General features: G+C 68.4%; 13 protein-coding genes and 1 tRNA gene. 8 read left to right on the top strand and 6 right to left on the bottom strand.

Going from position 1 to position 18,532, the window contains the following annotated elements:
* Window positions 1-299: 299 nt before the first annotated feature.
* From QE385_RS09545 to QE385_RS09535, 3 genes are all read right to left on the bottom strand, one after another.
* Complete coding sequence (locus QE385_RS09545) at window positions 300-1,226, bottom strand: VacJ family lipoprotein (protein WP_307101247.1); 927 nt, start codon at window positions 1,224-1,226, stop codon at window positions 300-302.
* Window positions 1,223-1,345: a hypothetical protein gene (locus QE385_RS09540; protein WP_307101245.1), complete on the bottom strand. Its 123-nt coding sequence runs from the start codon at window positions 1,343-1,345 to the stop codon at window positions 1,223-1,225. Before QE385_RS09540 ends, QE385_RS09545 begins: the two co-directional genes overlap by 4 nt.
* A 437-nt stretch (window positions 1,346-1,782) precedes the next feature.
* A tRNA-Thr gene (locus QE385_RS09535) sits at window positions 1,783-1,858 on the bottom strand.
* A 144-nt stretch (window positions 1,859-2,002) separates the two neighbouring features.
* Here QE385_RS09535 and QE385_RS09530 point away from each other — a divergent pair.
* Both QE385_RS09530 and QE385_RS09525 read left to right on the top strand, forming a co-directional pair.
* Window positions 2,003-2,809, top strand: coding sequence for a hypothetical protein (locus tag QE385_RS09530; protein WP_307101242.1), 807 nt, complete (start codon window positions 2,003-2,005; stop codon window positions 2,807-2,809).
* Window positions 2,810-2,901: 92 nt separating this feature from the next.
* Window positions 2,902-7,503, top strand: a complete 4,602-nt coding sequence (locus QE385_RS09525; protein WP_307101240.1) for an NAD-glutamate dehydrogenase domain-containing protein — start codon at window positions 2,902-2,904, stop codon at window positions 7,501-7,503.
* A gap of 353 nt (window positions 7,504-7,856) precedes the next feature.
* On the opposite strand, the gene QE385_RS09520 is transcribed toward QE385_RS09525, so the two are convergent.
* Window positions 7,857-9,647, bottom strand: a complete 1,791-nt coding sequence (locus tag QE385_RS09520; protein ID WP_307101239.1) for an aminopeptidase P family protein — start codon at window positions 9,645-9,647, stop codon at window positions 7,857-7,859.
* Window positions 9,648-9,783: 136 nt separating this feature from the next.
* On the opposite strand from QE385_RS09520, the gene QE385_RS09515 reads away from it, so the two are divergent.
* From QE385_RS09515 to QE385_RS09490, 6 genes are all read left to right on the top strand, one after another.
* Window positions 9,784-10,884, top strand: a complete 1,101-nt coding sequence (locus tag QE385_RS09515) for a glycoside hydrolase family 43 protein (RefSeq protein ID WP_307101237.1) — start codon at window positions 9,784-9,786, stop codon at window positions 10,882-10,884.
* Between the two features lie 211 nt (window positions 10,885-11,095).
* Window positions 11,096-13,165 carry a S9 family peptidase gene (locus QE385_RS09510; protein WP_307101236.1) on the top strand — a complete coding sequence of 690 codons (2,070 nt, stop codon included), beginning with the start codon at window positions 11,096-11,098 and terminating at the stop codon, window positions 13,163-13,165.
* Window positions 13,141-13,746, top strand: coding sequence for a DedA family protein (locus QE385_RS09505; protein WP_307101233.1), 606 nt, complete (start codon window positions 13,141-13,143; stop codon window positions 13,744-13,746). The genes QE385_RS09510 and QE385_RS09505 overlap by 25 nt, the downstream gene beginning before the upstream one ends.
* Complete coding sequence (locus QE385_RS09500; protein WP_307101231.1) at window positions 13,743-14,135, top strand: thioesterase family protein; 393 nt, start codon at window positions 13,743-13,745, stop codon at window positions 14,133-14,135. Before QE385_RS09505 ends, QE385_RS09500 begins: the two co-directional genes overlap by 4 nt.
* A gap of 50 nt (window positions 14,136-14,185) precedes the next feature.
* Window positions 14,186-14,683: a methylated-DNA--[protein]-cysteine S-methyltransferase gene (locus QE385_RS09495; RefSeq protein WP_307101229.1), complete on the top strand. Its 498-nt coding sequence runs from the start codon at window positions 14,186-14,188 to the stop codon at window positions 14,681-14,683.
* 120 nt (window positions 14,684-14,803) lie between these two features.
* On the top strand, window positions 14,804-15,136 hold the full coding sequence (locus QE385_RS09490) for a chorismate mutase (protein WP_307101227.1): 333 nt from the start codon (window positions 14,804-14,806) through the stop codon (window positions 15,134-15,136).
* A 249-nt stretch (window positions 15,137-15,385) separates the two neighbouring features.
* Here QE385_RS09490 and QE385_RS09485 read toward each other — a convergent pair whose 3' ends face one another.
* Together QE385_RS09485 and ppc are read right to left on the bottom strand one after the other, a co-directional pair.
* A complete protein-coding gene (locus tag QE385_RS09485) occupies window positions 15,386-15,790 on the bottom strand; it encodes an OsmC family protein (protein WP_307101225.1) in 405 nt (134 codons plus the stop codon).
* 4 nt (window positions 15,791-15,794) lie between these two features.
* Window positions 15,795-18,470, bottom strand: coding sequence for a phosphoenolpyruvate carboxylase (gene ppc, locus QE385_RS09480; RefSeq protein ID WP_307101223.1), 2,676 nt, complete (start codon window positions 18,468-18,470; stop codon window positions 15,795-15,797).
* Between the last annotated feature and the right edge of the window lie 62 nt (window positions 18,471-18,532).

Here is an 18,532-nt window from a genome sequence, read left to right as displayed (position 1 = left end):
CTGCCCCTGATCCGCGCGCGGGCTTTTCACGCTGCCTTCACTCAGCAGACGGAGCGAAAGGGGCATTGCCTTTGAATCGCGACGGCGAGGTCCGTCACCCGTTCCAGGTCCAACCCTGTCCATGCGCGGTGTTCGGGATCAGCGTGGCCGAGAGGAGGAGAGAGGTCAGGCAAAGAGCGATCAGTCGCATCGGTCGTCCTATGATCCAGCCGCCCGGAACGGGGCGGCATGCCGGGTGGGACAGGAGCGGGGCGGGGGCTCCGCGATCCTGCGCTTCGAAGGCAGCGGGGCAGGGGCGATCATCCCGCATGGCTGGCCTTCCGGCGCGGGCAGGCAGGGAGGGGCGCGGACGGATCGACCTGGCCATAGGGCGTTTCCTCCACCACGGCGTCCGGGTCGCCCAGCCCCTTCAATCGCCGCACCCGCGCCTCGCGCTGGTCGAGATAGCGATCCCGTCTGGCAGCATAGGGATCGGGCTGTTCGCTGATCTCGCGCAACTCTTCATCCATCTCGACGCGGCGATCGAGCGTCCGCACGACGTTGCTGATGACGATATAGGCGCGGTTGCGGAACGGCCCCCCGATCGCGACCGGCGAAGCGATGCCGTCGACCGCACCGCCGACGAGATCGCGCAAGGTGGTCGGCCCGAGCAGGGGCAGGAACAGGAAGGGTCCCTGTTTGACGCCATAAAAGCCCAGCGTGTCCGAAAAGCCGTTGGGGCGGCGCGGAAGACGGAAGGGGCACCGGCGCGCCATGTCGACGACCCCCGCCAGCCCGATCGTCGAGTTGATCGCGAAGCGGCCCACCGTCTCCGCCGCCTTGCCGAACTTGAACTGAAGGAGGAAGTTCACGAAGGCGACCGGCTCGCGCAGATTGGCGAAGAAGTTGCGCAGCCCGGTGCGGACTGGCCGTGGCGCGGCCTGCTCATAGACATGGGCGGCGGGCTCCAGGATGGCGTCGTCCACCTTCTCGGACAGTGCGAAGGCGGCGGCGTTCACCGCGCGCAGCGGATCGCTCGCGCGGTGCCGGCTCGCGGTCACCACGATCTCCTCCGCCTCGCCGGCGTCGCTGTCGGTTGCGGGAGCGGCGGCGGCTTCGGGCGGGGTGAAGGCATGGACATCCTCGATCGCGATCGAGGCCGCCTCGAAATCCGGCGGCAGGGACACCGATCGCTGCACGGGCAGCGACGGGGTCGCCAGTATCGCGACCAGCGACAATGCGATCAACGGCCCTCTCCCTGGCTATGGACACCCGGACCGGCATGGGCGCCGCCCACCGGGATGGCGCTCGCGGAGCCCGACACGCAAAGGGCGCCGGTCGCCAGCGTCAGGGCAGGAAGCGTCATGGGTCAGGTCCTTCGCATCGACGAAGCGCACGATCACCTCCGTCATCACAGGGACGGAGTCGGCACCGGACCACCTTATATCCGAACGATCGTATACGGCTGGTTTCGGTCAGTGGGCGAAAGGGGCATGGTCGCTTCGCGTTACGGGACGACGTGGCGCGAGTGGGCGGCCGTGATGACGGCGATGCTCCGCAACTTCCCTATGCCCGCTGAGGCAAGAGCGGGGAAATCTTCCGGCCTGCGTCAAGGCCTGGCAGGCCTGCCCGCAATCGCGGAGCCGAGCGTCGGGACTGCAAAGGCTCCCCATCCATCAATCGAGCGGTCAGACCGAAATGTTTGCGTCAAGCCACATGACAAGAGGCAGGGCAACACCAGCGGGCTACGATCGGCACGAGGCTGTTGCCCAAGCGATTGCTTTTTCAATGTTTTTTGGGGGATGGTGCCGCTTACAGGACTCGAACCTGTGACCCCCGCATTACGAATGCGATGCTCTACCAGCTGAGCTAAAGCGGCCCTTCATCGGTCGAACCGGCTGGTGTCCGGTCGAGGTGGCGGCGCTTAACAGGTCTGTTGGGGGCTGGCAAGCGGCTTTGGCATCTTTACATGTCGTTAACGATAACGGCGCCATGACTGGACCGGATAGCGAGGATGACAGTCATGACCACCGGGCCGGATCTGAACGAGGCTCTCCCCGTCGACGCGAGCGGGGTGGGAGAGGCTGACGACGTGCTGTTCGCGCTGGGCGGCGTGGAGCGGCGGTTGCATGCGCGCGCCTATCACCATTGGGCCTCGCTGCTGGGCGAAGCGCCCTATCCGCCGATCGCCGCGCTCGATCCCGAGGCGATCGCCGATTTCGCGGGCAATTCGGTGCTGCTGGATTTTCGGGGGCGGTCGGGCGATCCGGCGATCGCCTATATCGGCCAGGCCCTGCGCGGGGAGGGCGATCTGGACGGGCGGCCCGGAACGCTTGCCGATCTGCCGCAGGGGTCGCTCCTGGCGCGGATGGTCGGGCATTATGGCCAGATCCTGAGCGACAAGGCGCCTGCCGGGTTCGAGGCGGAGTTCGTCAACGCGCGCGGCCGCACCACGCTGTACCGTGCGATCCTGCTGCCCTATTCGTCCGATGGCCGGACGATCGACTTCATCCACGGCGTCGTCAGCTGGAAGGAACTGGCCGATCCGTTGTTGCAGGCGACGCTCGATTCCGCGCTGCTCGATTCGATGGCGCAGATGGAGCCGCCCGCGACGGGCGGGACATTGTGGGACGAGGCGCCCAAGCCGCCTCTGCGTCGCGCGCGCGCCGATCCCGCGCCGCTCGGCCATGTCTTGTTCGACACCGGCGCGGCGGTCGGAAGCCCGGTCGTCGTGGTCGGGCGGGTGACGCAGGGCGGCCGCATCGCCGTCCTGGGATCGGTCGTCGATGACGAGCGGCTGGCCGACAGGGTATTGCGCGCGTCGCAATGAAAATTGCGCTGCGGCGCAACATCTTTTCTCTGTCGGCAAAGGGTTGAGCGGCGCGAAGCCCAAGCCTAGGACTTGCACCCATGGCACCGAATATGTCGCATCCGATGGCCGACGCGATTGCCGCACGGCTGACCCAGGGCGCCCTTCCGGCGGAATTGCAGGGGTTCGGCCCCGCGGAGGTGGCTGCCGCGGCGGCCTTCGTCGCGGGGGTGGCCCAGCAGCGGTCGCCGGGAGAGCCGTCGATCGCGCTGGAGCCGATGTCGGGCGACGACACGCACCGCCGGATGCGGCTGGCCATCGTCAATGACGACATGCCCTTCCTGGTCGATTCGATCGCGGCGATGGTCGGCGCGGACGGAATCGCGATCGACCGGGTGATCCACCCCGTCCTGCCCGTGACCCGCGATGCCGAGGGACAGCTTCAGGCGATCGGCACCGGCGGCCGGTCCGAATCCTTCATCTATCTGGAAATGGAACGCGCCGATGCGCGCGACCGGCGCGGGCTGGTCGACGATCTGCGCGCCGTGCTGGCCGATGTCCGCGCCGCCGTGGCCGACTGGTCGGGGTTGCAGGACGCGCTGGCCGCCGATGCGACCACGCTGGGCGAAAAGAATGGCGAGGGAGCCGCGCTGCTGCTGTGGTTCCTGGGCGGCAAGCTGACGCTGCTGGGCCATGAGAAATGGTTCGAGGATGGCCGCGACGCACCCGCGCTGGGCGTGGCGCGGACGCCGCACAAGGTGCCGCTGCTCGCCGACACCTCGCGTCAGCGGGCGCTGGACTATTTCGCACAAGGTGGGGCGGCGCCATTGCTGCTCAAGTCCAACGCGATCTCGACCGTGCATCGCTCGGTACCGCTCGACCTGGTGCTGGTGCCGGTGATGGAGGAGGGCCGCGTCGTCGGCCTGTCGATCCATGCGGGTCTGTGGACCAGCGCCGCGCTCGCCAGCCCGCCGCATGAGGTGCCGGTGCTGCGCACGCGGCTCGCCGCGCTCCAGGCCAAGTTCGGCTTTGACCCGCGCGGCCATACCGGCAAGGCGCTGACCCATGCGCTGACCGCGTTGCCGCATGATCTGGTCACCGCCTTCCCGGCCGAGGCGCTGGAGACGTTGGCCCTGACCGCCATGTCGCTGGCCGATCGCCCGCGCCCCGAGTTGGTGCTGATCCGGTCGGTGTTGCAGCGCCATCTGTTCGCCTTTGTCTGGCTGCCGCGCGACGAACTGACCACTGCGCGGCGTGTCGCGATCGGCGACATGCTGGGTGAGGCGGCGAACGGCTCGCTGCTCAACTGGTCGATCGCGCTGGAGGACGGCGTCGTCGCGTTGATCCGCTATACGATCGACCTGCGCCAGGACGGCCGCCTGCCCGACACGGCGGCGCTGTCCGAGCGGCTGCGCAAGATGGTGCGCGGCTGGATGCCCGATGTCGAGGCGGCGCTGGCCGAGCAGGTGCCCGCGCCCCGTGCGGCGCGGCTGGCCTTGCGCTGGGCCAATGGCTTCCCGACCAATTACCGCAATGTCAGTGACGCGGCCGAAGCCGCCGCCGACATTCTGCGCCTGTCGTCGCTGGAGAATGAGGGGAGCCGCTCGGTGCGCCTGTTCCCGGTCCAGCCGGGGCAGGACCGCCAGCTGAAGATCTATAAGCTGAACGGCGCGCTGCCTTTGTCGGACGCGGTCCCGGTGCTGGAGAATTTCGGCTTCCGCGTGATCGGCGAGCTGCCGACGCGGCTGCGCGACGATGCCGATCCCTTCGTCCACGACTTCATCGTCGAGACCGAGGCGACCACCGAGCCCAAGGGCGCGGCGGTGCTGGAGGGGGCGATCGCCGCCGTGCTGGAGGGCAAGGCGGAGAATGACGCGTTCAACCGGCTGATCGTCGATGTCGGCCTCAGCCCGCAGGCGGTGGTGCTGTTCCGCGCCTGGTTCCGATACTTGCGCCAGGCTGGGCTGCCTTATGGGCTGACTACCGTGGTCGACGCGCTGCGCCGGGCACCCAAGCTGGCGACCGCGCTGATCGAGCGGTTTAGCGCCGCGCATGATCCCAAGGCGCAGGGCGATATCGCCGCCGCCGATGCCGCGATCGCGGCGGGGCTGGATGCCGTGTCGGCGATCGACGACGACCGTATCCTGCGCAGCTTCCGCGACATGATCGCGGCGACCCTGCGCACCAACGCCTTTGCAGAGGCGGGCAAGGAAGCGCTGGCGTTCAAGCTGGACAGCCACAGGATTCCGGGGCTCCCGGCGCCGCTACCCTGGCGCGAGGTGTGGGTCTATAGCCCCCGTGTCGAGGGCATCCATCTGCGTGCCGGACCCGTCGCGCGCGGCGGGCTTCGCTGGTCGGATCGCCGCGACGATTTCCGCACCGAGATTCTGGGGCTGATGAAGGCGCAGCGGGTGAAGAACGCGGTCATCGTGCCCACGGGCGCGAAGGGCGGTTTCTACCCCAAGCAGCTGCCTTCGCCCGTCACCGACCGTGACGGCTGGGCGGCCGAGGGCAAGGAAAGCTACCGCGTGTTCATCCGCGCGCTGCTGTCGATCACCGACAATATCGTCGAGGGCGCGGTGGTGCACCCGGCGGGCGTGCGCGTGCTGGACGGCGAGGATCCCTATTTCGTCGTTGCCGCCGACAAGGGCACCGCGACCTTCTCCGACGTGGCCAATGCGCTGGCGCTGGAGCGCGGCTTCTGGCTGGGCGACGCCTTCGCCTCCGGGGGCAGCCAGGGTTATGACCACAAGGCGATGGGCATCACCGCCAAGGGCGCCTGGGTCTCGGTCCAGCGCCACTTCGCCGAGCGGGGCGTGGATGTGCAGACCCAGCCCATCCGCGTCGTCGGCTGCGGCGACATGTCGGGCGACGTGTTCGGCAACGGGATGCTGTTGTCCAAGGCGATCAAGCTGGTCGCGGCGTTCGACCATCGCCACATCTTCCTCGATCCGAATCCCGACCCCGCGACGAGCTGGGACGAACGCGCGCGGATGTTCGCGCTGCCCCGGTCGAGCTGGGCGGATTATGATACCGGCCTGATCTCGGCGGGCGGCGGCGTCTTCCCGCGTTCGGCCAAGACCATCCCGCTGTCGGACGAAGTGCGCGAGGCGCTGGGCATCACCGCCACGTCGCTCGAACCGGCGGCGCTGATCTCGGCGATCCTCAAGGCCCCGGCCGACCTGCTTTGGTTCGGCGGCATCGGGACCTACATCAAGGCGGCGGCGGAGAATAACGTCCAGGTCGGCGATCCGGCCAACGATCGGCTGCGCGTCGATGCCGAGGATCTTCGCGTCACCGCCATCGGCGAGGGCGCCAATCTGGGCGTGACGCAAGCCGCGCGCATCGCCTTTGCCGAGCGGGGAGGGCGGATCAACACCGACTTCATCGACAATTCGGCGGGCGTCGACTGTTCGGATAACGAGGTCAACATCAAGATCGCGCTCAACCGCGAGATGATCGAGGGCCGTCTGGCGGAGGACGACCGCAACACGCTGCTGGCGTCGATGACCGATGACGTGGCGCATATCGTGCTGGAGGATAACCGGCTCCAGACGCTCGGCCTGTCGATCGCCGAGGCGGACGGGGCGGGCGCGATGCCCAGCTATGTCCGCGTTATCGAGATCTTCGAGAGCGCCGGACGGCTCGACCGCGCGGTCGAGGGGCTGGGCAGCAACGACGTGTTGCTGCGACGCGGGCAGGACGGGATTCCGCTGACCCGGCCCGAACTGGCGGTGCTGCTGGCGACGGCCAAGCTGACCCTGCAGGACGCGATCGAGACCAGCCCGCTGGCGCTGGACGACGAACTGCGCCCCGATCTGCATGCGGCCTTCCCGCCCGCGATGCGGGAAGCGTTCGGCGAGGCGATCGACCAGCATCGCCTGCGCGGCGAGATCGTCGCGACCAAACTTGCCAACCGCATCGTCAACCGGCTGGGCATCCTCCACCCCTTCGAACTGGCGGAGGAGGAAGGCGCGGCGATGGCCGACATCGCGGCGATGTTCGTCGTGGTCGAGCGGCTGTTCGACTTGGGCGGGCTGTGGACCGCGATCGAGACGGCGGCGATGCCCGAAGCCGCCCGCATCGCGCTGTTCGACGAGGTGGCGCGGGCGACCCGCTCGCAGATCGCCGACCTGCTGCGTGCCATGCCCGCCGGGACCGCACCGGGCGCGGCGCTGGAGCGGTTGCAGCCGGGGATCGAGCGGCTGGCGGCCGAAACGCCCGCGCTGCTGCGCGACGAGGCCAAGGCGCAGAGCGCACGGGTCGTCGCCGTGCTCGAAGAGGCGGGGGCTCCGGCCGAACTCGCGGCGCGGGTGGTGCGGGTGTCCGAACTCGACGGTGCGGTGGGGCTGGCTGATCTGGGCCAGCGTCTGTCGCTGGACGAGACGCGGTTGACCCATGCCTTTACCCGTCTGGGCCAGGCGCTGGGCCTCGACTGGGCACAGGGTCAGGCGGCGCGGATCAACCCCAGCGATCCGTGGGAACGCCTGCTGATCGCAGGGCTGGCGCGCGATTTCCAGCAGCAGCGGCTCGACTTCCTCGGTCGTGCGGGCGCGACCGACCCGGAAGCGGCGGTCGAAGCCTGGCTGGAGCGCAACGCCGCGCGTGTGGGTCAGTTCAAGGCGGTGATCGACCGGGCCCGCCTGGCGGCACAGCCCAACGCCGCGATGCTGGCCCAGATCGCGGGCCAGGCGCGGGTGCTGCTGGGGCGGTAAGGGGAAAGGGAACACTGTTCCCCGGCGAAGGCCGGGGCCCAGTTCCTTTGCCGTGTGAGGCGCGCAAGACGCCGCGTGGGAGGCCTCTCCCGCGCGGTGTTTTTGTTCACGCGAAGCCGCGAAGCCGCGAAGAAGGTTGGTTCGCGCGGAGGCGCGGAGACGCGGAGAAGAAGTTTTATTCGCGCAGAGGCGCAGAGGGCGCAGAGAGGACATGACGCGCGCAGCGCCCTCTATTCGTCAGCGTCAGAGATAAAAGGGCCGCTGGCGCGGCGGGCGAGACACCTCCGCGTCTCCGCGCCTCCGCGCGAACCAACCTTCTTTCTCTTCGCGCCTTCGCGCCTTCGCGTGAAAAATCAGATTGCCGCACACTTCTCCAGCAACCAGTCGCGATCCGCGCCCTCCAGCTCGGCCGCCAGAACCTCCGCCACCCGCGCATGATACGCGTTGAGCCAATCCCGCTCCTCCGCCGTCAGCAGGTCCGCCACGATCAGCGTCCGCTCGATCGGGCACAGGGTCAGCGTCTCGAACCCCAGCATGTCCCGGTCTGCGCCCGCAATCTCACGCGGTTCGACCAGCACCAGATTCTCGATGCGGATGCCATACTCGCCCGCCTTGTAATAACCCGGCTCATTGGACAGCATCATGCCCGCGCGCAGCGGCTCCATCGCGGCGCCGCCGGGATAGTTGGGTGCGGCGATACGCTGCGGCCCCTCATGCACCGACAGGTATGCGCCGACGCCGTGGCCGGTGCCATGCGCATAATCCAGGCCGACCTCCCAGAGCGGCCGCCGCGCCAGCGAGTCGAGGTGCCCGCCCAGCGTCCCGTCCGGAAACACCGCCGTCGCCAGCCCGATATGCCCCTTCAGCACGCGGGTGAAGCGGTCGCGCATCTCGTCCGTGGGCGCACCGATCGGCATGACGCGGGTGATGTCGGTGGTGCCGTCCTGATACTGCCCGCCGGAGTCGATCAGGAAGAGCTGGCCCGGCTCGATCGCTACGTTGGACTCCTCGGTGACGTGATAATGCGGACTCGCACCATGCGCGCCGGTCGCCGAGATGGTCGAGAAGCTGGTGTCCTTGAGCAGCCCCGTCGCCTCGCGGAACGCCAGCAGCCGGGCGGCGGCGGACAGCTCCGTCTGCCCGCCCTTGGGGCATTCGCTCTCGACCCAGCGCAGGAAGCGCACCATCGCCGCGCCGTCCCGGACCGAGGCGGCCCGGTGCCCGGCCACCTCGGCGGTGTTCTTGATCGCCTTGGTCAGCACGACGGGATCGCGAAGCGCCAGCACCTTGGCCCCGCCCGCCTCCAGCGCTTGCGCGATGGCAGCGACCGCGCGCTCGGGATCGGCGACCACGCGCTTGCCCGCAAAGCCGGTCAGATAGCCCTCGAACGCCGCGCGGTCGTGCAGCCGCACCGCATTGTCCAGATGCGCGCGGACCTCGGGTGTGATCTTGTCCGGCGCGACGAACAGGTCGGTCTCGCCATCCGCATGGACGATCGCATAGGACAAGGCGACCGGCGTATGCGCGACGTCCGTGCCGCGCACGTTGAGCGTCCAGGCGATCGAGTCCAGCGCCGACAGCACCACCGCATCGGCGCGCTGCTCGGCCAGCCATTCGCCGATCCGCGCGCGCTTGGCCGCCGCGCTCTCGCCCGCCACCGCATCGTCCTGCACCGTCATCACGGCGGGCGAAGGGGCGGGGCGGTCGGTCCAGATCGCGTCGATCGGATTGGCGCCGACCGCGACCAGTTCCGCGTCGCGGTCGGCCAGCGCGGCGGTCATGTCGGCGACCTGCTGGCGGGTGTGCAGCCACGGGTCGTAGCCGATCCGCTGCCCCGCCGCCGTCTCGCGGCCCAGCCAGCCCGCCACGCTGTCCTGCGGCACGGGGATATAGGCATAGTCGTCGCCCGACACCTGCTCGCGCACCTGGAGCGTATAGCGCCCGTCGGTGAAGATCGCCGCCTTGTCCGCCAGCACCACCGCGCTGCCCGCCGAACCGCCGAACCCGGTCAGCCAGCCCAGCCGCTGCGCATAGTCGCCGACATATTCGCTCATATGCTCGTCGGTCAGCGGGACGACGAAACCGTCAAGGCCAAGGGATGCCAGTTCGGCACGAAGGGCGGCAAGACGGGCAGAGTGGGACATGGGAAGCGGCCTGACAGAAATGGGAAACGGGGCCGGTCTAGCCCTCCGCCCGTACAGCGTCGAGCCTCTCGGGGGCTTGAGGAATTTGTCAGACGATATACGATCTACCGCGAATGGCATTTGGGAGGATCGGATGATGATCGACCGGCGGGGCATCCTGGTGGGGGCGGGCGCGGCGGCGCTGATCGGGGGCGGTGGCGCGCGGGCGGCCGGGCTGGACGCCTTCCGCCCCGGAGAGGTGTGGAACGACACGAAGGGGGTGGCGATCAACGCCCATGGCGGCGGGCTGTTGCGGCACGGCGGACGCTGGTGGTGGCATGGCGAGCACAAGACCGAGGGCGAAGGCGGCAATACCGCGCTGGTCGGCGTCCATGCCTATAGCTCGACCGATCTGGTGAACTGGCGCGACGAAGGGGTTGCGCTGTCCGTGTCCGACGATCCCGCCAGCCCGATCGCGCGGGGCTGTATCCTGGAACGGCCCAAGGTCGTCTATAATCCGCGCACCCGCAAATTCGTGATGTGGTTCCATCTGGAACTCAAGGGGCGGGGATATGGCGCCGCGCAGGCGGGCGTCGCCTTGGCCGACCGGCCGCAGGGGCCGTTCCGCTTCCTGCACGCTGGCCGGGTCAATCCCGGCATCTGGCCCGCCAACGCGACGGCCGAGGACAAGGCGCCCGGCACGATCCTGGCGCGCGACTTTCCCGGCGGGCAGATGGCGCGCGACATGACCGTCTTCGTCGACGGCGGCACCGCGTGGCACATCTATGCCTCGGAAGAGAATGCGACGCTGCAGATCGCGCGGCTGGCGCCCGACTGGACCCGGCATGACGGCTATTATGTCCGCGCGCTGCCCGATGGCGGGAACGAGGCACCCGCGCTCTTCAAGGCGAAGGGGCGCTATTACATGTTCGCCTCGGGCCTGACCGGGTGGAGGCCCAATCCGGGGCGGGTCTATGTCGCGAACGCGGTGACGGGGCCGTGGCGCTCGCTGGGCAATCCGGTGCGTGGTAGCGAGGTGGACCGGAAGACGACCTTCCACTCGCAATCGACCTTCGTCCTGCCGCTGCCGCCCGAGCGGCCGGGGGGCGAGCCGCGCTTCATCTTCATGGCGGATCGCTGGCGGCCGGAAAATGCGATCGACGGGCGCTATATCTGGCTGCCGGTGGAATGGGAGGGCGAGACACCCGTACTGCACTGGCGCGATCGTTGGACGCTGGCGGACGGGTGGAAGGGTTAAACGTCGCACCCAAAAATCCCAACAGCCGTTCAGCCTGAGCGAAGTCGAAGGCCAAGGGATTCCCTTCGTGGCTCATCGCGGACCGTGCGCTTCGACTTCGCTCAGCGTGAACGGCTGTTGGGGAGGCACGTGGCGAGGGGATGGTGGGGCATGAGAAATAGCGGACCCGCCGCCTCTTCCGGCAGACCCCAACCCTAGCTACATCCGGGGGATGACCGAACCCGTTGCGCTGACTCCGCCCGTTGCCGAAACCCGTGCCCACAGCTTCACCGCGCATGGCATCACCATCGAAGATCCCTATGCCTGGCTGAAGGACCCCGCCTACCCGGAGGTCACCGACAAGGACGTCCTGTCCTATGTCGAGGCGGAGAACGCCTATTTCGAGGCCGTCATGGCCCCGCGCCAGCCGCTGATCGACCGGCTGTACGAAGAGATGAAGGGGCGGATCAAGGAGGACGAATCCTCCGTGCCGCAAAAGGACGGCGACTGGCTCTACTGGACCGCGTTCGAGACGGGCGGGCAATATCGCAAATGGTGGCGCAAGCCGGTCGCGGGCGGTCCCGACGAGCTGCTGCTCGACGAACCGGCGCTGGCCGAGGGCAAGGAATATTTCCGGCTGGGCGCCTTCTCGATCAGCAACAATGGCCGCTACCTCGCCTATGCGATCGACGACAATGGCTCCGAGCGGTTCGAGGTGCGGATCAAGGACCTGACCACCGGCGAACACCTGGCGGAAGTCATTCCCGGCATGTTGTCGGAGATCGTCTGGACCAAGGACGATAGCGGCTTCCTCTACGGCGTGGCCAATGCCCAGTGGCGGACCGACAATGCGCGCTTCCACAAGCTGGGCACCGATGTCGCCGAAGATGTCGAGCTGTTCCATGAGGATGACGAGGGCTACCGCGTCGCCGTCGCCGAGACCTCCGCGCGCAACTGGATCGTGATCGCGACCGGCGACCATGTCACCAGCGAGGTGCGGCTGGTCCCGTCCGACAATGTCTTTGCGGAACCGATCCTGGTCGCGCCCCGCAAGGAAGGCCGCGAATATGATGTGGACGAGCATGACGGCACGCTGTTCATCCACACCAACGATGTGGACCCGCAATTCCGCCTCTGCACCGCCTCGATCGAGGCACCCGGCGACTGGCACGAGCTGATCGCGCCCAACCCGCATTTCTACATGACCGGGGTCGAGTGCTATAAGGACTTCTTCGTGGTCGAGGGGCGCGAGGACGGTTTGGACCGGATCGCCATCCACCGCTACGACGCGCCGACCGTACCGCAGCGGATCGAATTCCCCGAGGCGAGCTACACGGCGGGTCTGGGCGACAATCCCGAGTACGACGTGTCGGTGCTGCGCCTGGGCTATGAATCGATGGTCACGCCGGGCACCGTCTATGATTATGACGTGGCGACCGGCGGGCTGACCGTGCTGAAGGTCCAGGAAATCCCCTCGGGCTATGACGCGGACAAGTACCGGACCGAGCGGCTGAAGATTGCCGCGCGCGACGGGACGATGGTGCCGGTGTCGATCGTCTATCCGAAGGATTTCCCGCGCGACGGGTCGGGCAAGCTGTTCCTTTATGCCTATGGCGCCTACGGCTATGCCATTCCGCCGGGCTTCTCCACGGGCCGCATGAGCCTGCTCGATCGCGGCTTCGCCTATGCCATCGCGCATATTCGCGGCGGCGACGATCTGGGCCAGCAATGGTATCTGGACGGCAAGCTGGAGAAGCGCACCAACACCTTCCACGATTTCGTCGACGTGGCGAAGGGGCTGATCGCGGGCGGTTGGACCAGCCAGGGGCAGATCGCGATTGCGGGCCGCTCGGCGGGCGGCGAGCTGATGGGTGCGGTGGTCAATTCGGACCCCGAACTCTGGGGCGCGGTGATCGCCGACGTGCCGTTCGTCGACGTCCTCAACACGATGATGGATGCCGAGCTGCCGCTGACGCCGGGCGAATGGCCCGAATGGGGCAATCCGATCGAGGACAAGGCGGCGTTCGAGCTGATCCGCAGCTACAGCCCCTATGACAATGTCCGGGCCCAGGCCTATCCGCCGATGTTCATCTCGGGCGGGCTGAACGATCCGCGCGTCACCTATTGGGAGCCCGCGAAGTGGGCCGCCCGGCTGCGCGCGACCAAGACCGACGACCATCTGCTGCTGCTCAAGACCAATATGGGCGCCGGGCATGGCGGCAAGTCCGGCCGGTTCGAGTCCCTGCGCGAAGGCGCGGAGGAACATGCCTTCATCCTGTGGCAGATGGGAGTGGAGTCCTGAGCATCGAGGCGATCGTCGCGCGCTACGGCGTGGCGGCGATCGCATTGGGTGCGGGGCTGGAGGGGGAGACGGCGGTCGTCACCGGCGGCATCCTGGCGCATCAGGGGCTGGTCGGCTGGCCTGCCGCGCTGATCGCCGCGGCGATCGGATCGTTCGTCGCCGACCAGATCTTCTTCACCATCGGCCGCCGGTCGCGCGACGGGCGCTGGGTGGCCAAGCTGCGCAAGCGACGGGTCTATGCGCGCGTGACGCGGATGATGGAACGCTATCCGGTCGGCTTCATCTTCGCCTTCCGCTTCCTCTATGGCCTGCGCACGATCAGCCCGGTCGCGATCGGGACCAGCCAGGTGTCGACCCGGCTGTTCGTCGCGGTCAACGCCGCATCCGCCGCATGCTGGGCTTCGATCTTCGTCGGCATCGGTTATCTGTTCGGCGAGGCGTTCCAGGAACTGGCGGCGCGCTATCGCCCCAGTCTGCGCCATATCCTGATGGCGGCGGCGCTGGTCATGGTCGCCGCCGCGATCGGCTGGGGCGTCCGCGCGCTGTGGCAGAGATACAGGGAGCCGAACGAACAGGCATGAGCCGCTTTTCGATCCAGATCACCGCAGGCCCCGACCATATCGACGAGCTGGGCCATGTGAACAACGCCGTCTGGGTCCAGTGGATTCAGGCGATCGCCACCGCCCATTGGGAAGCGGTCGCGCCGCCCGAACATGTCGCGGCGCATGTCTGGGTCGTGACGCGGCACGAGATCGACTATCGCGGCAATGTCGTGGCGGGGGAGACGGTGACGGCGGAAACCTGGGTCCCCAACCCGCCCAAGGGCGCGCGGTTCGACCGGCATGTCCGTTTTCTGGATGCCGAGGGGCAGGTAAAGGTGGAGGCGGTGACGACCTGGGCGCTGCTCGACCGCGCCACCGGCCGGCTGCTGCGCGTCACGGCCGAGATCGCCGCGCCCTTCATGGTTTGACCGCAAGAAGCGGGACGCGCGGGGCGCGGGGATCGGCTAGGGTCGGCCCCATGTTGAGCGAATGCACCATGGCCTCGCCGGTCGGCGAACTGACCCTTGTCGCCAGCGAGCGCGGCCTGCGCGCCGTCCTGTGGGCCGAGGAGAGGGCGGGGCGGGTCCGGTTGCCCGAACGGTGCGACGATCCCGCCCATGCCGTGCTGGCCGAGGCGGTGCGCCAGTTGCGCGACTATTTCGAGGGACGGCGCCGCACCTTCGACCTGCCGCTCGATCCCGAGGGCACGGACTTCCAGAAAGCGGTGTGGACCGGCCTGAACGCCATCCCTTACGGCGAGACGCGCAGCTACGCCGCGCTGGCCGCCGCGATCGGGCGGCCGGGAGCCTCGCGCGCGGTGGGGGCGGCGAATGGCCGCAATCCGCTGTCGATCGTAACCCCCTGCCACCGGGTGATCGGCGCGAACGGCACGTTGACCGGCTTTGCGGGCGGGCTGGTGGTCAAGCAATGGCTGCTGGCGCACGAACGCGGCGAGCGGCAACGCGCGCTCGCCTGAGCGATCCACGACGGCCGCACCCGCCAGCGCGGCCGATCGAAGGGCTGCGGGCTTGGCCGGTCGAAGCCTGGGGGCGTATCCGTCCGCCAGCTTCCACCGGGAGAATCGGATATGCGATCGATGCTCTGGCCCGTAGCGGCCGCCCTGCTGACCGCCGCGAGCCCCGCGCCGACGCCGTGCTGCCGCAATCTGGGCGAGGTGCGGACCAATATCGACCGGATCGACGACCAGATCCTGCGCCTGATGGCCGAGCGGTCGCGCTATGTCGCGCAGGCCGGGCGGTTCAAGACCTCCGCCGCGACGGTGCGCGATGAGGCGCGAATCCGCCAGATCCTGGCGCGCATCCGCGAAAAGGCCGCGCGGCAGGGGGTGAACCCCGATGTGGCGGAGGCGACCTTCCGCGCGATGGTCGAGGGCTTCACCGCCGAGGAGGCGCGGCAGGTCGGGCGCTGAATTCCTTACCGGCGGATCGCCATTCAGCACTGCTTCTTCCCCTCTCCCCTGGACAGGGGAGAGGGTTAGCGAAGCTTGCCAGCCTGCTGGCTAGCGCAGCTTGGGTGAGGGGTTGAGCGAGCCCGAAGGCTCGCGCGCTACGCGCATGCACCCCTCACCCAGCTCGGACTAAGCCTTTGCTCGCAAAGACCAAGTCTGCGCAACCCTCTCCCCTCTGCGATGGGCGAGGGAAGCCAAGGCATCGGGCCGTCAGTCCTCGTCCCACAGGATGCGGATCGGCGCGTCGATGCCCAGCACCGCATGGACCGGGCAGGCCGCCGCCGCCGCTTCCAGCCGCTTACGCTGGGCCGGGTCATAGCGGCCCGGCACGCGCACCGTCACGGCCAGGGTCGTGATCCGGCGCGGGGCGTTGCCCATCTCCTTGGTGACGGTCGCCGTCGCGCCCGCCAATTCCAGCCCGGCGACGCGCCCCGCCATCGCCATGATGCTCAGCACGCAACCGCCCAGCGACACCGACAAAAGGTCGCTCGGCGAAAAGCCTTCGCCGCTGCCGCCCAGTTCCGGCGAGGCGTTGGTGACCAGCACCGCGCCGGAGTCGGGATGCTCGGTCCGGCAGCGCAGGCCGCCTTCGTAGCGGACCACGCAATCGGTCATGCTCTTACCCGCTGTTGCGCAGCGCGGTGGCGATGCCGTTGATCGACAGCAATATGCCCTCGCCGATGCGCGGATCGTCCTCGCCCGCGCGGTGGCGCTTCATCAGCTCGATCTGGAGCAGGTTCAGCGGCTCGATATAGGGCAGGCGCAGGCGGATCGACGCCTCCAGCGCGGGATTGTCCGACAGCAGCCGCGTCTGACCCGTCACGGTCAGCAGCCCGTCGCGCGCGCGGTGCCAGCCGTCATGGATGCGCCCGAAGATCGAATCCCGCAAGGCTTCGTCCTCGACCAGCCCGGAATAGCGGCGCGCGATGCCGATGTCCGACTTGGCGAGCACCATCTCCATATTCGCCAGCGTCGCGGCGAAGAACGGCCAGTTCTTCGCCATGTCGGCCAGCAGCGCCTTGTCCTCGAAATTGGCGATGGCGGTGCCGACGCCGAACCAGCCGGGCAGCATGACGCGCGCCTGCGCCCAGCTGAACACCCAGGGAATGGCGCGCAGGTCCTCGATCGCGTCGGACTTCTTGCGGCTGGCCGGGCGGCTGCCGATCTTCAGGCCCGCAATCTCGGCGATCGGGGTCATCTGGCGGAAGAAGGTGCGGAACCCCTCGGTCCCGTAGACGAGGCCGCGATAGGTGGTGAAGGCGGTCGCCGACAATTGCTCCATCGCGGCGGTGAAGCGCGCATTCTCGGCCGGGGAGAGATGTTCGGGCTCCAGGCTGGCGAGCAGGGTGGCCGATGCCATGGCCTCGAGATTGGTCAGCGCGGAGTCGCGCGTGCCATATTTGCCCGCGATCACCTCTCCCTGTTCGGTGATGCGGATACGGCCCTGCACCGTGCCGTGCGGTTGCGCGCGGATCGCGGCAAAGGCGCTGCCGCCGCCGCGCCCGACCGCGCCGCCGCGCCCATGGAACAGCTGCATCTGCACCCCCGCCGCGTCGAACACCGGGCGGAACGCGCTCGACGCCTTGGACAGCGACCAGGTGGAGGTCAGGTAACCGCCGTCCTTGTTCGAGTCCGAATAGCCGATCATCACCTCCTGATGCCCGCGCGCGCGGACGATGGCGGCGATCTCGGGCAGCGCGAAATAGGCGCGCATGATCTCGGGCCCTGCCTCCAGGTCCTCGATCGTCTCGAACAGGGGCACCGCCATGATCGCGGCGGTGGCGGGCTCGCCGGGGCGGTAGAGGCCGAACTCCTTCAGCATCAGGTTGATCTCGAGCAGGTCTGACACCGACTTGCCCATCGAGACGATATAGTTGGTGATGCACTTGGGGCCGTACCGGGCATGCGCATCGGCGGCGGCCTGGACGATCGCCAGTTCGGAGCGCGTCTCGTCCGAATACTCGGCATAATGGCTGAACAGCGGCCGGGCATTGGCTAGTTCGCGGCGGAGCAGCGCGACGCGCGCCTCTTCGTCCAGCGCGAGATAATCCGCCTCGACCCCTGCGACCTTCAGCAGCTCGGCCACGACCCGTTCGTGCACCGCCGAATTCTGCCGCAGGTCGAGCGTGGCGAGGTGGAAGCCGAACGTCTCGACCGCGCGGATCAGCCGCCCGAGCGCGCCGCCGCTCGCCAACGCGCCGTCGCCGCGCGCCGCCAGCCCGCGCGCGATCGCGACCAGATCGGTGCGCAGCGCTTTGGGATCGGGATAGGGTTCGCCGGTCAGGCGGCCGGGGCGCGGCGCGGGCTTGCCGGTCAGCGCCTGATGCGTCGCGGCGAGCCGCGCATAGATGCCCGACAGCGCGCGGCGATAGGGTTCGTCCGAGCGGCTGAGCGCCTCGTCGCCGCTCGCCTCGGCCAGCGCCAGCACCGCCTCGTCCACCTCGGCATGGCCGGTCGAGATCGACAGCTCGGCCCCCAGCGCGTGGATCGCGTCGCAATAATGGCCCAGCACCGCCTCGGCCGCGCGCGCCAGCGCGGTGGTCAGCGATTCGGCGGTGACGAAGGGATTGCCGTCGCGGTCGCCGCCGATCCACGACCCGGTGCGAAGGAAAGCGGGGACGCGCGTGCCGAATGCCTTGTCCCAGCGCTGATAGAGCGCGGGCAGCACCGGCAGGAAGACGTCGCGCAGATAGGACAGCGCGGTCTCCACCTCGTCGGTGACATAGAGCCGCTCGCGACGCAGCACGCGGGTTTGCCACAGGAGCGCGATCTGGCGCCCGATCGCGGCCTCGACATCGTCGCCGTCCGGGGTGACGTCGCGTCCGGCATCGCGCATCGCCAGCAGCTCGGCGATGCGGTTGCGGTGGTCGATCATGCTCTTGCGCCGCACCTCGGTCGGGTGCGCGGTCAGGACGGGGACGACCAGCGAACGGCCGAGCAGCTCCATCGCGGCGTCGCGGTCGATGCCCTTGTCGGCCAGCGTCGCCAGCACCTCGGCAATGTCGGTGCCGGGCTCGCGCGCGATGCCCTGCCGGTCCTCGGCCAGATTGGCGAGCATCGAGAACAGCATGAAGCCGCGCACGAAATCCAGCGTCTCGTCGAGCGCGAGGCGTTCCAGCTGGAGGTCGACCGAGCCGTCCTCCCCCAGTCCCCGGTATCGATCGACCGAGGCGCGGCGAATCGCCTCGGTCGCCTCGAACAGCGCATCGCCGCCATAGCGACGGATCACGTCGCCCAGTTGCGCGCCCAGGAAACGGATATCGGGATTGTTCGCGATGGGAGGCAGTTTCGTCATGCGCGCATTGCTGCAACGCAATAGGGCGGGCGTCAACCGATTGCGGACCGCAATTTTGGTAT

The organism is Sphingomonas sp. SORGH_AS_0950 (assembly GCF_030818415.1).
Classification (GTDB): Bacteria; Pseudomonadota; Alphaproteobacteria; order Sphingomonadales; family Sphingomonadaceae; genus Sphingomonas.
The sequence above is the reverse complement of the archived record's forward strand: the minus strand, read 5'-3'. Positions and strand labels throughout refer to the sequence as shown.